Here is a 14,260-nt window from a genome sequence, read left to right as displayed (position 1 = left end):
CGCCTGTGCGATGGCGCGGATGTGGTCCGGCGTCGAGCCGCAACAGCCGCCGACGATGTTGACCAATCCGTCGCGCGCGAAATCCTCGATCTGCGCGGCCATGAATTCCGGGCTCTCGTCATAACGGCCGAATTCATTGGGCAGGCCGGCATTGGGATAGGCACAGACAAAGGTGTCGGCGACGCCTGATATTTCGTCCAGATGGGCGCGCATGGCTTTGGCGCCCAGCGCGCAATTGAGGCCTATCGTGAACGGGTTGGCGTGACGGACCGAATGCCAGAAAGCCGTCGGCGTCTGGCCGGACAGCGTGCGGCCGGACAGGTCGGTGATCGTGCCGGAGATCATGACCGGCAGATGCACGTCCTTCTCGATGAAAATCTCGTTGCAGGCGAAGATCGCCGCCTTGGCGTTCAGCGTATCAAAAATGGTCTCGATCAGGATGATGTCGGCGCCGCCGTCGATGAGACCGCGCAGCTGCTCGCCATAGGCGAGGCGCAATTCGTCGAAGGTCACGGCGCGGTAGCCGGGATTGTTGACATCCGGCGACATCGAGGCGGTGCGGTTGGTCGGTCCCAGCGCACCGGCGACGAAGCGACGCTTGCCGTCTTCCTGCTGCGCCCGCACCGCGGCCCTGCGTACCAGCCGTGCACCGTCGCGGTTCAGCGCATAGACCGCGTCCTCCATGCCGTAATCCGCCTGGGCGATGGCGGTCGAGGAGAAGGTGTTGGTCTCGAGGATATCCGCGCCTGATATGGCGTATTGATAGTGAATCTTCTCGATCGCTTGGGGCTGCGTCAGGATCAGCAGATCGTTGTTGCCCTGCTGATGGCATGCGCACTCCGCGAATTTGTCGCCACGGAAGTGGTTCTCGTCGAAGCCGAGGCCCTGGATCTGCGTGCCCATGGCGCCGTCGAGGATGAGGATGCGTTCGCGCGCCGCCGCCGTCAGTGCTGCAAGCACTTCCGAACCGTCGGGCTTGGCCGCGACGGGGCCGAATAAATCATCCAACGATGATGGGTTTTGCGACATATTTCGTCCTCGGGGCGACAGTCGCGCCTAAGTCACATAAAGACATCTTTATGTCAATATACGCTATTCGGCTGCTGCTGTCACCCCTGTCGCTAGGGGTACTGCCTGCCGGCGCTACACCGCCGCCTAACCCGCCTTCGCCACCACTGCCGCTCTTAGCAGCATGCCGAACAGGTCGCGTGGCTCGTCCGGGTCGGCCAGCATGTCGAGTTCCTGGTAGAGGCCGGTTAATCGCAGCTGGTCCCTGACATAGCGCAGCGCCGAGAAATCCTCGATGGCGAAGCCGACCGAATCGAACAGCGTGATCTGGGCCGGGTCGCGCCGGCCTTGTACGACGCCGGTGATGACCTGCCACAGCTCGGTCACGGGATGGTCCGGAGCAAGCTGCTGGATCTCGCCCTCGATGCGGGTCTGCGGCGGGTATTCGACGAAGATGTCGGAGCGCAGCAGGATATCGCGATGCAGTTCAGTCTTCCCCGGACAATCGCCGCCAACCGCATTGATGTGCACGCCCGAGCCGACCATGTTGTCGGTGAGGATGGTGGCGTACTGCTTGTCGGCGGTGACGGTAGTGATGATCTCAGCCCCCTCGACGGCCTCTTCGGTAGAGCGGCAGGCGACCATTTCGAAGCCAAAACCATCGAGATTGCGGATGCACTTTTCCGTCGCCGAGCGGTCGATGTCGAAGAAGCGCAGCTTGCGCACACCCAGCAAGGCCTTGAAGGCCAGGGCCTGGAATTCCGCCTGGGCGCCATTGCCAATCAGCGCCATGCAGCCAGCGCCGGGTGGCGCCAGATGCTTGGCCGCGAGCGCCGACATCGCCGCGGTGCGCAGCGCGGTCAGGATGGTCATTTCCGACAGCAGCACGGGGTAGCCATTGTGGACGTCGGCCAGCATCCCGAAGGCGGTCACGGTCTGGCGGCCCTCGCGCATGTTCTTGGGATGGCCGTTGACATATTTGAAGCCATAGACCTCGCCGTCGCTGGTCGGCATCAGCTCGATGACGCCCTCGGCGCTGTGCGAGGCGACGCGCGGCGACTTGTCGAAGGCTTCCCAGCGGCGGAAATCATCCTCGATGTAGAAGGCGAGCTCGGTGAGGAAACGCTCGACCCCGATCTTCAGCACCAGCTTCATCATGTGGTCGACGCTGACGAAAGGGACGATGTTGAGATTGGGGATCATTTTTGTCCTTGCCCGCATTGCTGCGACGGTCAGTCCTTGCGATGCGCGTTGTGCGCCTTCATCATCGTCGCCAGTGCCGGATCGCTCCGCTCCAGCGTGCCGATCGCGGCATTGGTGTCGTAGAGCCGCTCGTCCTGCCCCATCTTGAACTTGGCCTCGAGCCGTTCGATCGGCAGGTCGAAGCCAAGGATGTGCGGTATGCGCCGCTCCATGCCGCCCGGCCCGAGCTCGCGCATGCGCCAGCGGTCGGCGCGGCCCTTTTCCAGCACGTCGACAAGCCGCAAGAGGTGCCGGGCGGTGGCGTGATCGTCGAGTGGCGCCGGCCGGCCGTGGCAATGGACGACGGCGAAGTTCCAGGTCGGCGCGCTGTCGCGCACCGGGTTGCGCGGATACCAGGACGGCGAGATATAGCCATGCGGCCCGTGGAAGATTGCGATCGTCTCCCGGCCCTCCGCAATCAACGCGCTGTGCGGGTTCTGCCGGGCCAGATGCGACACCAGCGTGCCGTTCGCTCCCCGCTTTCGGTCGAGCACGATAGGCAGATGCGAGGCGACGAGTCCCTCCGGCCCTGACGTCACCACCGTGGCGAAGGCCGCCGCCTCGATCAGGCCGAAGACGTCGTCCTGCGAGAGCGGCGCGAATTCGGGCTTGGTGTACATTATGGGGCTAGTTCCTCGACATGAGTGATCTTGACAGTCGCTGCCGTGCTGGCCATCTCCAACGTTCGGGATTGGCCGAGGCTTCTCCAACTTCGTCATCCCTGGGCGAAGCAGGAGCGGAGCTCCGTCGCGGAGACCCTGGGATCCATGCCGTAATCTTGGCCGAAGGGCGCCGCGGAGCAGAATTCTGCACCGTAGCAGCGCTCTGAAGTCGCGGCATGGATCCTGGGGTCTGCGCCGCGTCGCTTCGCTCCTTGCTCCGCCCCAGGATGACGAAGCGATGGGTGTTTTCAGCCAATCTCCAAGGCTTGCGATCTGCCAACGTAAGCACTATCCGACCTTTCAGAACTTTTGCACTAAGGAACTAGCTTCTCTGCACGCGAACCGCCGGGATCAGGCCTTGCGGCCGCACCAGCAGCACGGCGATGACGCCGGAGAGCACGATGGCGTCGCGATAAGGTGCGACCGCTGCCGGCAGCGTCGCCTGCAGCAGCACTTCGATGATGCCGAGCAGGAAGCCGCCGGCGACCGCGCCCGGCAGGCTGCCCAGCCCACCGACGACCGCGGCGATGAAGGCCTTCAGCACCGGGGTGAACCCCATCAGCGGATCGACGGAAGCGCGCTGCGCCACCCACAGCATCGCCGCCAGCCCGGCCAGCAGGCCGGAGAGCAGGAAGGCGGTGGCGATGATGCGGCTGGCCGGGATGCCCATCAGCCGGACGACATTGAAATCCTCGGCCGCGGCGCGCATCGCCGTGCCGGTCACGGTGCGGCGCAGGAAGAGTTCCAGCGCAATCAGGGCCAATGCCGAGACGACGATGGAGATGCTCGGGCCGACGCCGATGGTGAAATCGCCGAACGAGAAGGCGCCGGTCATCCAGCTGGGCATGGCGACGGCCTGCGGCCGGGCCGAGATGCCGTTCTGGAAGACGACCTTCAGCAGGCTCGAAACGGCGAAGCTGGTCAGAAGCAGGCTGGTGACGCTGGCGCCGCGCATCGGCCGGAAGGCGACGCGTTCCATGGCAACTGCCGCGAGCGCGCCGCAGGACACGGCGACGAGCACCGCCGCCGGAAACGGCAGACCGAAAACCAGCGCGGCAAGCAAGGCATAGCCCGACAGTGTCATCAGCTCGCCATGGGCGAAGTTGATCAGGCCGACGATGGAAAAGACGATCGCCAGCCCCAGTGCCAGCAGCGCATAGACGCCGCCGAGGCTCACCGCATTGATGATCTGCTGCGCGATCATGGTTCAGGCTCCGAGATAGGCTTGGCGGACAAGGTCCGAGGTGGCGAGCTCCTTCGCGGTGCCCGACAGCACCACCTCGCCATTGGCGAGCACGATGGCGCGGTCGGCGATCTCCAGCGCCAGCGCCACGTTCTGCTCGACCAGAAGGATGGTCAGGCCGTTGCGGCGCAATTCGGCGATCAGGTCGAAGACGGTGTCGATCAGCTGCGGGGCAAGGCCAAGCGACGGCTCATCGAGCAGCACCATGCGCGGTTTGCCCATCAATGCGCGGGCGATGGCCAGCATCTGCTGCTCGCCGCCGGAGAGATTGCCGCCCTTGACGCGATGGTAGCGCCGCAGGATCGGAAACAGCTCGAGCATCTCCTCTTCGCGCGCCCTCGCCTCCACCGCCGGCAGGTGCATCGCGCCGCCGAGACGCAGATTGTCGGCCACGGTCAGGCCAGCGAAGATGCGCCGGCCTTCCGGCACCAGCGACACACCCTTGCGGGCGATCGCCTCCGGCGCCAGGCCGGTGATGTCGACGCCGTCGAAGATCACTTTCCCCGATACGACAGGCACCAGCCCGGCGATGGCGCCGAGCGTCGAGCTCTTGCCGGCGCCATTGGCGCCGACCAGCGCGATGATCTCGCCACTGTCGACGGCAAGATCGACGCGGCGCACCGCCTCGACCTCGCCGTAGCGTATTTTCAGGGCTTCGACGCTCAGCATGATGTCACGGCGCCGGCACGTCGGCGGCGTCGGGGATCATGGTCTGGATGTGCTTGCCCTCGCCGCTCTCATAGCGCATCAGCGCCACAGGCCTCAGCGGCATGCGGTCGGTGCCGGCATAGGTGATCTTGCCGGTGATGCCGTCAAAGTCCTTGAGGCCGGCGATGGCATCGCGGATCGCCTTGGGATCATCGGAGCCGGCCGTCTTGACCGCCTGGTCGAGGATCAGCCCGATCTCGTAGCCATTCACCTCATACGTCGATTCCGGCGCGTGGCCGGCATATTTGGCGAAGGCGGCGTTGAAGGCCTCCAGCTTGCTGCCCGGCTCGGCATAGCCGGCCGCCGTGTAGACGACGCCGTCGACCAGCTTGCCCAATCCCTTGATGGTCGGTGTGCCGATGGCATCGGCGCCATAGACCGGAATGGTGACGCCGGCGCCGCGCAATTGCTGGATGAAGGCCGGGAAATCAGGCTCGTAGGCGGCCGTCATGATCAGGTCCGGCTGGTCGGCGAGGCTCTTGATGTTGGTGATCTCGGCAGAAAAGTCCGGCTGGCCCATGGTGAAAGTACCGCGGCCGACGACAGCGCCGCCCTTCTTTTCAAACACCTTGCCGAAATATTCGGGCAGGTTGGCGGTGTAGGTGGAATCCGGCGACGTCAAGAGAAAGACCTTCTTCTTGCCTTCGGCGACGGCGAAGTCGGCGACTGCGGTCGCCTGCACATTGTCGGCCGGATAGGTGCCGAACATGACGTCGCCGACCGCGGCGGTGAGCACCGGGGCGGAGCCGCACAGCGTCAATGTCGGAATGCCGAGCGGCTGGGTGAGCTGGCCGGCCGAGATCGAGGGGTCGGCGTCACACGGCGTGATCATGATCTTGGCGCCGGCGTCGATCAGTTCCTGCGCGACGGTGGCGGTCTGCGCCGTGTCGGAGCGGGTGTCCTTGATGATTAGCTTGACGGTGTATTTGCCTGCGAGACCGCCCTTGGCGTTGAGTTCGTCGAGCGCCATGCGCAGACCGGCAAGTGCCGGCTGGTCGTAGGGAGCAAGGCCGCCGGTCTGCGCGGTCGCGGCGCCAATGATGATCTCCTCGGCGGAAGCCGTGGAAACGATGGCGACGGTCGTGCCGAACACCGCTGCATAGAGGGCGGCGCGTTGAAGGCGATAAAGCTTTGGCATGTCGGTTCTCCTTCTGGATTTGTTATCGTTGGCTATGCGGTTTCACTTGCAGGTGTTTCGTTGGCGGGCGTTTCTTGTCCCGTCTTGGCGCGGGCGGTGCGGCTGCCGAGATAGGCGGCGATGACGGCAGGGTTCTTTTGCACTTCGGCGGGCGTGCCGTCGGCGATGACGCGGCCATGGTCGATGACGACGATGCGTTCGCACAGGTTCATCACCAGCCGCATGTCGTGCTCGATCAGGACGACACCGATGCGCCGCTCGGTGCGGACGGCCGAGAGGATGGAAACCAGCTCGCCAGTTTCGACCGCGTTCATGCCGGCGGCGGGCTCGTCGAGCAGCAGGAAGCGCGGTTTCAGCGCCAGCGCCCGCGCCACCTCCAGCCGGCGGCGCTGGCCATAGGCGAGCCCGGCGGCGGGCTGATCGGCAAATTTCTCCAGGCCCATGCGGGAAAGCTCGCGCATTGCCGCCGCCTCGGCACTGGCAAGATCGGGCTCGACCGAGCGGGCGGCGACCACGACATTTTCCAGTACAGTCATTTGCGGGAAGACGCGGATGTTCTGGAAAGTGCGGGCAACGCCGGAGCGGGCGAAGCGGAAAGCCGAGGCCCGCCTCACCGAACCGCCGATCGACACGCTGCCGGCGCTCGGCTCGACGTCGCCGGCCAGCATGTTGAGCAGCGTCGTCTTGCCGGCGCCGTTCGGGCCGATGATGCCGGTGATGCTATCGGTGTCGAAGGCGAGCGTGACGTCGTCGACGGCGACGACGCCGGCATAGCGCCGCGACAGATGATCGGCGGTGAGCCGGTCGCGCTCGGCATGCAGCAGCGGCGCAGCCGGGATAGTCGCGACTTGGCGGGCGGGCCGGCGCAAAAGGTTCAATTCGCGCTCGCCGAACAGGCCAGTCGGCCGCCGCCAGATGACCAGGATCATGGCGATGGCGAGCACGCCCTGGGTCAGGCCGAACAGCACCGGCAGATGCAGGCCGAACACCTCGCCGCCGCCTTCGAAGCGACGCACCACCTCGATAACGACGATGGTGACGACGACGCCGGCAAAGGCGCCGAGCGAGGAGCTCATGCCACCGACGATCAGCATGGCCAGCAAGGTGAAGCCGAGGTCGAAATAGAAGTCGCGCGGCGAAAAGGCGCCAAGGAACTGCGCCATCATGGCGCCCGCGGCCATGGCGGCGACCGCGCCCACCACCCAAGCGGCCAGCCGCGAGGTGCGCTGATCGACGCCGACGGCGGCGGCACCGCGCTCGTCATTGGCGGCGGCGCGGGTGGCAAGGCCGAAGGCAGTCTCGCGGAACAGCCTCGCCACGACCAGCGCCACCGAAGCGACGCCGATAGCGGTCCACAGACCGACCTCGCGCGGCACGCCGTAAAAGGGCTGGCTGCCGCGGGTGATCTCGCGTCCGGCAACCAGTAGCGTGTAGACGATGATCAGCATGGCGAGCGTGGCGATGGAAGCGCTCGATCCGGACAGCCTGAGCAGAGGCGTGCCGGTCAGCAGGCCGATGACGATCGCAAGGATCAGCACGACGGCGAGCGCGGCGAAGAAGGAGAGTTCATAGCCAGCGAGAAACTGCGGCAGGTCGCGCAACGCGGTGCGCTGCAGCGCCGCCGGCATGGTCAGGATGCCGGTGGCATAGGCGCCGAGACCGACAAAGGCGGCGTGGCCGAAGGAGACGATGCCGCTGTTGCCGGAGAATATCTGCAGCCCGAGCACCGCCGTCAGCATGATCGCGGCATAGGTGACGACGCGCTGCATGGCGGCGCCGCCGAAGAAGAAGACAATGAGCCCCGCCAGCAGCAGCACCGCCACCATGCAAAGCGCATCGGCTGAGGCGTTGCGAAACGCGGCCGGCATCAACGACCGCGCCCTGCCCTCGCTCATCGCCGCCGACGCCATCAGGCGGCCTTGAAGCGGCTGGGCGAAAACGGTGCCAGGATCGGCTGGGCGCCTTCGGTGACCAGTCTTGCCACCGCTTCGCCGACCGCCGGGCCGGTCTTGAAGCCGTGGCCCGAGGAGCCGGCCGAAACGAAAAGTCCGTCGATGCCAGGCATGGCGCCGATCACCGGCAGGTCGTCGGGGCTCATGTCGTAAAGCCCGGCATAGCCGGGGCGGATGCCAAGATCGGCCATCGCCGGCACGCGCGTCGCGAAGGTCTCGAGGATCTCGACCGATTCTGATTCCTCGACGCCTTCCATGTAGTCGTCGGGGTTATCGACGAAACGCGGACGGCCTGCGTGCTCATGACGCAAGCCGGTGCCGCCGCCGGCCCAGGTGCCGGCAAGAATGACGCCGTCATTGTCGGGCCGCGCATAGTTACAGGAGATGTCGTCGCACCAAGCGAAAGGCATGACCTGGCGCGCCTTGCCGGCGGCGTCGAGCACGGCCATCGGGTGGCGCTCGACATGCAGAGGCAGATCGAGGCCGACCGTCGCCAGCAGCCGGCGCGTCCATGGCCCGGCGGCGAGCACCACGGCATCGGCCTTCAGCACCGTTCCATCGGCGAGCGCGACGCCGCTGATGCGGTCGCCCTCTTTCACAAGCCGTTCGACGAGGCTGTTCTGCATGATCCTGGCACCGCGTGCCTTGGCGGCGCGGGCAATTGCATTGGTTGCGCCGAAGGCGTCGGCATAGCCGTACTCGGGCTCCCATAGCGCCAGCGCCACATTGTTCAGCGCAAAGCCGGGCGCGGCATTGGCGAAGGCCTGTGGCGACAGCGTCTCGATCAATGCGCCCTCGCCGCGAATGCGTTCGGCGGCGGCCTTCCAGCTCGCTTCATTGTCGTTGCCGCAGACCCACATCATGCCGATCTCGGTGACGAAGGAGCCCTCGCCTGATATCTCCGGCAAGGACACAAGGATCTCGCGGCCACGAATGGCAAGCTGCGACAGTTCCGGCATCAAATAGAAGGCATGCAGCAGCGCCGAGGACTTGCCGGACGGCCCGCCGGCGGGGTGCGTCTGCTCGACAAGCGTCACCTCGACACCGGACGCGGCCAGATGATAGGTCGCGCTCGATCCAACGATACCCGCGCCGACGACGATGACGTCGCTTCCAGTCCGCATGGCTGTTCCCCACAGTCTCTTGGCTGCTTTCCGACAAAGCTAAGACCAGTCGTCCGGTTATGTCAATATCTCTTCATTGTTGACCGAAATTAAAATCTCTGTAATAAACTCGACACAACGAGGCAGGTAAGCCCAACACCGATTTTGGGGAGGCCAATGTCGATACGCGATGTTCTGATGCGCGGGGATTTTGCGCTGACGCCGTCGGAGGAAAAGATCGTCCGGCTGCTTCTGACCGACTATCCGACCTCCGGCCTCGGCACCGCTTCGTCACTGGCCCGGCGTGCCGGCGTCAGCGACCCGACCGTGGTCAGGCTGGTGGTGAAGCTCGGCTATGATGGCTTTCCGGACTTCCAGGCGAAGCTTCTGGCCGAAGTCGAGGCCAGGCTGCATTCACCCCTGCTTATGATGGAAGCCAAGCGGCCGACAGGCGCGGAAGATAGCGCCATCCTCGCCTATCTCGGCTCGGTCGGTGCTGCGCTCGAGAAATCGGTCAGCCTGACGCCGTTGCAGAGTTACGAGCGCGCCGCCCGTTTGCTGATGGAAGCCAAGGGCGAGGCGGTCATGCTCGGCGGCCGTTTCAGCCGCCATATCGCCAGCATGTTCGCCGGCTACATGCTGCAATTCAGGCCGGGTGTGCGCGACCTCGGCACGTTGTCGGCACAGGCCTTCGACACGCTGGCCGATCTTGGCCGCCGCGACGTGCTGGTCGTTTTCGATTATCGCCGCTACCAGTTCGACGTCATCGACTACACCCGGCAGGCGGCGGCGCGCGACGTGCGCATCGTGCTGTTCACCGATCAATGGCTGTCGCCGATCGCCGATCTCGCCGAGGTCACCATCGTCAGCCCGCTGGAAGTCGCCTCCCCATACGACACGCTGGCGCCGGCGATTGCGCAGATGGAGGCGCTGGTCGCCCATATCGTGTCCACGCTAAGCGATGGCGCCCGCGAACGCATCGAAAAGTTGGAGGAGGTGCGGCATGCGAATGCCGTGACCCTCGACAGTGCCGGCCCCGAAGAAACCGGGACACGCAGGATGCCCGGGCCCAAATCAGCCCAACCTAAATCAGTCCAATCCAAATCAGTGAAGCAGGACCAGAAAGCATGACGCAGGCATTGCCAAAACGAAACGAGCCCTTCCGGGCCGGCGAAACCGCGCTGCTTCTGGTCGACATGCAACGTGTTTGGCTGGAGCCCGGCGCCGATCCGGCGCATCCGGAGCGCGGCCCTGACCACTATTTCTACCGGCAGACGGCGTCGCAGACGATCCCCAACCAGGAACGCCTGCTGGCGGCCGCCCGCGCCAATGGCGTCGAGGTGATCCACACCATCATCCAGAGCTTGACGGAAGACGGCCGCGACTGCTCGCTCGACCACAAGCTGACGCCGATCCATATCGCGCCCAGCCGGCCGGAAGGCCTGCCAGTGTCGTCGCTGGCGCCGGTCGGCGACGAGATCATGCTGCCGAAGACGTCGTCTGGCGTCTTCAACTCGACCAACATCGATTATGTCTTGAAGAACCTCGGCGTGCGTTACCTGATCGTTGCCGGCATCATGACCGACCAGTGCGTCGACATGGCGGTGCGCGACGCCGCCGATCGCGGCTACCTCGTCACCTGCGTGTCTGATGCCTGCGCGGCCGCCACGCAGGAGCGCCATGATGGTGCCCTCAAGGCGTTTGGCGGCTATTGCTGGGTCACTGATACCGCCACCATAGCCGCCCGCTTCGAAGCCTTGGGAAAACCTGCATGACATCGACCGTCGAACCGCTCGTTGCCGTCGTCACCACCGATCTCTCCGCCATCACGCGCGGCCGCTCGGTCGTCGAAAGCAAGCTGCAGAAGATCGCCGCCACCGGCGTCGGCTGGCTGCAGGCCAATCTGTCGCTGACGCCGTTCAATTCCATCGTCGATCCCAATCCCTGGGGCTCCTCCGGCGATGTGCGGCTGGTGCCTGACCTCAACGCCCGTTTTCGGACAGTGCTGACCGGATCGGCGACAGCCTTCGATATGGTCGCCGGCAACATCGTCGAACTCGACGGCAGCCCATGGGTCGGCTGCACACGCACCATGCTCATAGATGCGCTGGCGGAGTTGAAGGCCGCAACCGGGCTTTCCGTCGTCGCCGCCTTCGAGCATGAATTCCATATCGCCGACGCCGACTTCGCGCCAGCTCATTCTATGTCGTTCGCCGCGCTACGCCGCGCCGACCCGTTTGCTCCCAATTTGATGGCGGCGCTGGAAGAAGCGGGCGTCGCGCCCGAAGTGGTCATCGCCGAATTCGGCACCGACCAATTCGAGGTGACGCACGAGCCAACCGATGCGCTTGCCGCGGCCGACCGCGCTGTCGCCATCCGAGAAATCACCCGCGAAGTCGCGCGCAGTGCCGGCTGGCGCGCCAGCTTCACGCCGAAAGCCGCTCCCGACGCCGTCGGCAACGGCGTCCACATCCATTTCAGCTTCGTCGATGCGGCCGGCAAGCCGGCGACCTACGACCCAGCACGACCGGGCGGCCTTTCCAGCCAGGCCGGCGCCTTCTGTGCCGGGGTGCTTCGCCATCTGCCTGGTATCACCGCGATGACGGCGGCGAGCGTGTCATCCTACTACCGGCTGAAGCCGCATAGCTGGAGCTCGTCCTACACCTGGCTTGCCGATCGCGACCGTGAGGCGTCCTTGCGCATCTGCCCGACGGTGACGATCGGCGGGCGCGACCCGGCGCGGCAATACAACATCGAATACCGGGCCGCCGACGCCACCGGCAATCCCTATCTGTCACTGGCGGCCATCGTGCGCGCGGGACTGGAAGGGCTGAAAGCAAAGCTGCCGACGCCGCCGCTGGTCACCGGCGACCCGACGCTGATGAGCGAGGCGGAGCGCAAGAAGCTTGGCCTCATACGCCTGCCGGAAACCCTGCCGGCGGCGCTCGACGCGCTCGCCGCCGACAGCACCGTAACCGGATGGTTCGCGCCTGTCTTCATCGAGACCTTCGTCGGCCTCAAGCGGCATGAGACCGAGCGCCTTGCCGGTCTCGATCCGGTGGCTGTCTGCGACCTCTACCGGACGCTTTATTGATGGCTGCGCAGCTTGCAACTGGGTGGCCGGCTGCCGTCGACGTGCTCAACGAAAATGGCCGCTCCGACATCGTGCTGTTGTGCGAGCATGCATCCAACCACATTCCGGCGGAATATGGACAGCTCGGGCTCGATATCAGCCATTTGCAACGTCACATCGCCTGGGATATCGGCGCCGCCGAAGTGACGCGCCGTCTGTCGGTGCTGCTCGATGCGCCTGCCTTCCTCAGCGGCTATTCGCGGCTGCTAATCGATCTCAACCGGCCGCTGGGCACGAGCGGCAGCATTCCTGTGCTCTCCGAAGACACCGACATTCCCGGCAATATCGGGCTCGATCCGTCCGAGCGGGCACGGCGCGCCGAAATCATGTTCGCGCCTTTCCATGACCAGGTGGCCGCCCATCTCGACCGCCGGGCGAAGGACGGCAGGCCGACGCGGATCGCGACGATCCACAGCTTCACGCCGGTCTTCCTCGGGATTTCCCGGCCTTGGCATGCCGGCGTGCTTTACGATCGCGCCGGCGATTTCGGCGAAGCGATCCTCGCCGGCCTAGGTGTCGACGGCGCGCTCAATGTCGGGGCGAACGTGCCTTACGTGATCAGCCGCGACGCCGACTACGCGGTGCCCATCCATGGCGACGATCGCGGTATTCCCGCCGTTCTCATAGAGATCCGGCAGGATCTGTTGTCGAGCCGCTCCGGCATCGAGGCGTGGGCGAACCGTCTGGCCGCCGCCTTGCCCGCGCAGCAGAAGGAGAAGGCGTCATGAGCAATCTGCGCGAGCGCGACGCGGCAACCATCGCCCAAATCGGCAAGCTGCGTTTCTCGCCGCTGAGCGTCGTCGGCGGCCAGGGCAATCGGCTGATCGAGGAAGGCGGCCGCTCGCTGCTCGACCTGTCCGGCTCGGCCGGTCCGGCAATCCTCGGTTACGGCCATCCGGCCATCGTCGCCGCGGTCGAAGCGTCGATCCGCGACATGGCGGGCGCCAGTCTCCTGCTCTACCCGAACGAACCAGCAGTTTCGCTGGCCGAGCGGCTGCTGGCGATCACACCGGGCAACGGCGAACGGCGCGTCTGGTTCGGCCATTCCGGGTCGGACGCCAATGACTGCGCCGTGCGCGTTCTGCAGGCCGCGACAGGCCGCTCGCGCTTCATCTCCTTCATCGGCTCCTATCACGGCAATCTCTCCGGCTCGATGGGCATCAGCGGCCATACCGCCATGACCCACACGCTGCCGAGGCCAGGGGTGCTTTTGCTCCCCTACCCCGATCCGTACCGGCCGCAGTTCAGCGCCGAGGCTGTTCTTGCTCTCCTCGACTACCAGTTCGAGACCACCTGCCCGCCGCATCAGGTGGCTGCCGTATTCATCGAGCCACTGATGTCGGATGGCGGGCTGATCGTGCCGCCGCCCGGCTTCCTCAAAGCGTTGCAAGAGCGTTGCCGCAGGCACGGCATCAGAATAGTCGTCGACGAGGTCAAGGTTGGGCTGGCCCGCAGCGGCATGATGCACTGTTTCCAGCACGAAGGTCTGACGCCCGATCTCGTCGTATTCGGCAAGGGTATCGGCGGCGGCCTGCCGCTTTCGGCCGTTGTCGGCCCGAAGGAGATCATGGATCACGCGCCGGCCTTCGCGCTGCAGACGACCGCCGGCAATCCCGTGGCGACGTCCGCCGGCAACGCTGTGCTGAAAACAATCGACAGCGAAGGCCTGGTCGAACGCTCGGCGCGCGTCGGCACGCTGTTTACAGATGCGCTGCGGGCGCTCGGCGCAAAACACGAGATCATCGGCAACGTGCGCGGGCGTGGCCTTGCCGTCGGTGTCGATCTGGTCAAGGACCGCAAGACACGCGAGCCGGTCGCGGCGACGACGACGGCCAAGATCATCTATCGCGGCTACGAACTGGGTGCGGCCTTCACCTATGTCGGGCTGAAGGCCAATGTGCTCGAATTCATGCCGCCGCTGACGCTGACCGAGCACGAGGTGGCTGAGGGCGTGGCCATCGTCGACCAGGCGATCGCCGACGTGATGGCAGGCAAGGTCTCCGACGCGGACGTCGCTTCCTTCATGATGTGGTAGGCGGGGGCCAGATGAAGGGCGGCGCCCGCCATTGGG

The 14,260-nt window shown here is 65.4% G+C and carries 13 protein-coding genes; 5 read left to right on the top strand and 8 right to left on the bottom strand.

Translation table 11 applies throughout. From position 1 onward, the window contains the following. The 8 genes from EOB36_RS12475 to EOB36_RS12435 all read right to left on the bottom strand — a co-directional run. On the bottom strand, nt 1-1,029 hold a 1,029-nt coding region (locus EOB36_RS12475; protein WP_206637161.1), incomplete at its 3' end, for a homocysteine S-methyltransferase family protein. 126 nt (nt 1,030-1,155) lie between these two features. Next, the gene (locus EOB36_RS12470) at nt 1,156-2,211 is read right to left on the bottom strand and encodes an ornithine cyclodeaminase (protein ID WP_128284956.1); all 1,056 of its coding nucleotides are present in this window, start codon (nt 2,209-2,211) and stop codon (nt 1,156-1,158) included. 29 nt (nt 2,212-2,240) lie between these two features. After that, complete coding sequence (locus tag EOB36_RS12465; RefSeq protein WP_095485719.1) at nt 2,241-2,870, bottom strand: FMN-binding negative transcriptional regulator; 630 nt, start codon at nt 2,868-2,870, stop codon at nt 2,241-2,243. Between the two features lie 364 nt (nt 2,871-3,234). Then, nucleotides 3,235-4,116: a branched-chain amino acid ABC transporter permease gene (locus EOB36_RS12455; protein WP_095485717.1), complete on the bottom strand. Its 882-nt coding sequence runs from the start codon at nt 4,114-4,116 to the stop codon at nt 3,235-3,237. Between the two features lie 3 nt (nt 4,117-4,119). Further along, nucleotides 4,120-4,824 carry an ABC transporter ATP-binding protein gene (locus EOB36_RS12450; protein ID WP_128284955.1) on the bottom strand — a complete coding sequence of 235 codons (705 nt, stop codon included), beginning with the start codon at nt 4,822-4,824 and terminating at the stop codon, nt 4,120-4,122. Between the two features lie 4 nt (nt 4,825-4,828). After that, nucleotides 4,829-6,001, bottom strand: coding sequence for an ABC transporter substrate-binding protein (locus EOB36_RS12445; protein WP_128284954.1), 1,173 nt, complete (start codon nt 5,999-6,001; stop codon nt 4,829-4,831). A 32-nt stretch (nt 6,002-6,033) separates the two neighbouring features. Then, nucleotides 6,034-7,896 (bottom strand): branched-chain amino acid ABC transporter ATP-binding protein/permease, encoded by a 1,863-nt coding sequence (locus EOB36_RS12440; RefSeq protein ID WP_245329882.1) that lies wholly within the window; start codon nt 7,894-7,896, stop codon nt 6,034-6,036. Nucleotides 7,897-7,910: 14 nt separating this feature from the next. After that, nucleotides 7,911-9,077: an FAD-binding oxidoreductase gene (locus tag EOB36_RS12435; RefSeq protein ID WP_095485713.1), complete on the bottom strand. Its 1,167-nt coding sequence runs from the start codon at nt 9,075-9,077 to the stop codon at nt 7,911-7,913. A gap of 156 nt (nt 9,078-9,233) precedes the next feature. Between EOB36_RS12435 and EOB36_RS12430 the strand changes: the two genes are divergently transcribed. The 5 genes from EOB36_RS12430 to EOB36_RS12410 are packed head-to-tail and all read left to right on the top strand — an operon-like array spanning nt 9,234 to nt 14,224. Further along, a complete protein-coding gene (locus tag EOB36_RS12430) occupies nt 9,234-10,187 on the top strand; it encodes a MurR/RpiR family transcriptional regulator (RefSeq protein WP_126106946.1) in 954 nt (317 codons plus the stop codon). Continuing rightward, the gene (locus EOB36_RS12425) at nt 10,184-10,831 is read left to right on the top strand and encodes an isochorismatase family cysteine hydrolase (protein ID WP_095485711.1); all 648 of its coding nucleotides are present in this window, start codon (nt 10,184-10,186) and stop codon (nt 10,829-10,831) included. Before EOB36_RS12430 ends, EOB36_RS12425 begins: the two co-directional genes overlap by 4 nt. Beyond that, nucleotides 10,828-12,150, top strand: coding sequence for a glutamine synthetase (locus EOB36_RS12420; RefSeq protein WP_095485710.1), 1,323 nt, complete (start codon nt 10,828-10,830; stop codon nt 12,148-12,150). The genes EOB36_RS12425 and EOB36_RS12420 overlap by 4 nt, the downstream gene beginning before the upstream one ends. Next, nucleotides 12,150-12,917, top strand: coding sequence for an N-formylglutamate amidohydrolase (locus EOB36_RS12415; RefSeq protein WP_095485709.1), 768 nt, complete (start codon nt 12,150-12,152; stop codon nt 12,915-12,917). The genes EOB36_RS12420 and EOB36_RS12415 overlap by 1 nt, the downstream gene beginning before the upstream one ends. Beyond that, nucleotides 12,914-14,224 (top strand): aspartate aminotransferase family protein, encoded by a 1,311-nt coding sequence (locus tag EOB36_RS12410; protein ID WP_095485708.1) that lies wholly within the window; start codon nt 12,914-12,916, stop codon nt 14,222-14,224. Before EOB36_RS12415 ends, EOB36_RS12410 begins: the two co-directional genes overlap by 4 nt. The last annotated feature ends 36 nt before the right edge of the window (nt 14,225-14,260 follow it).

The sequence above is a fragment of the Mesorhizobium sp. M6A.T.Cr.TU.017.01.1.1 genome (genome assembly GCF_004023115.1).
Classification (GTDB): Bacteria; Pseudomonadota; Alphaproteobacteria; order Rhizobiales; family Rhizobiaceae; genus Mesorhizobium; species Mesorhizobium mediterraneum.
The sequence above is the reverse complement of the archived record's forward strand: the minus strand, read 5'-3'. Positions and strand labels throughout refer to the sequence as shown.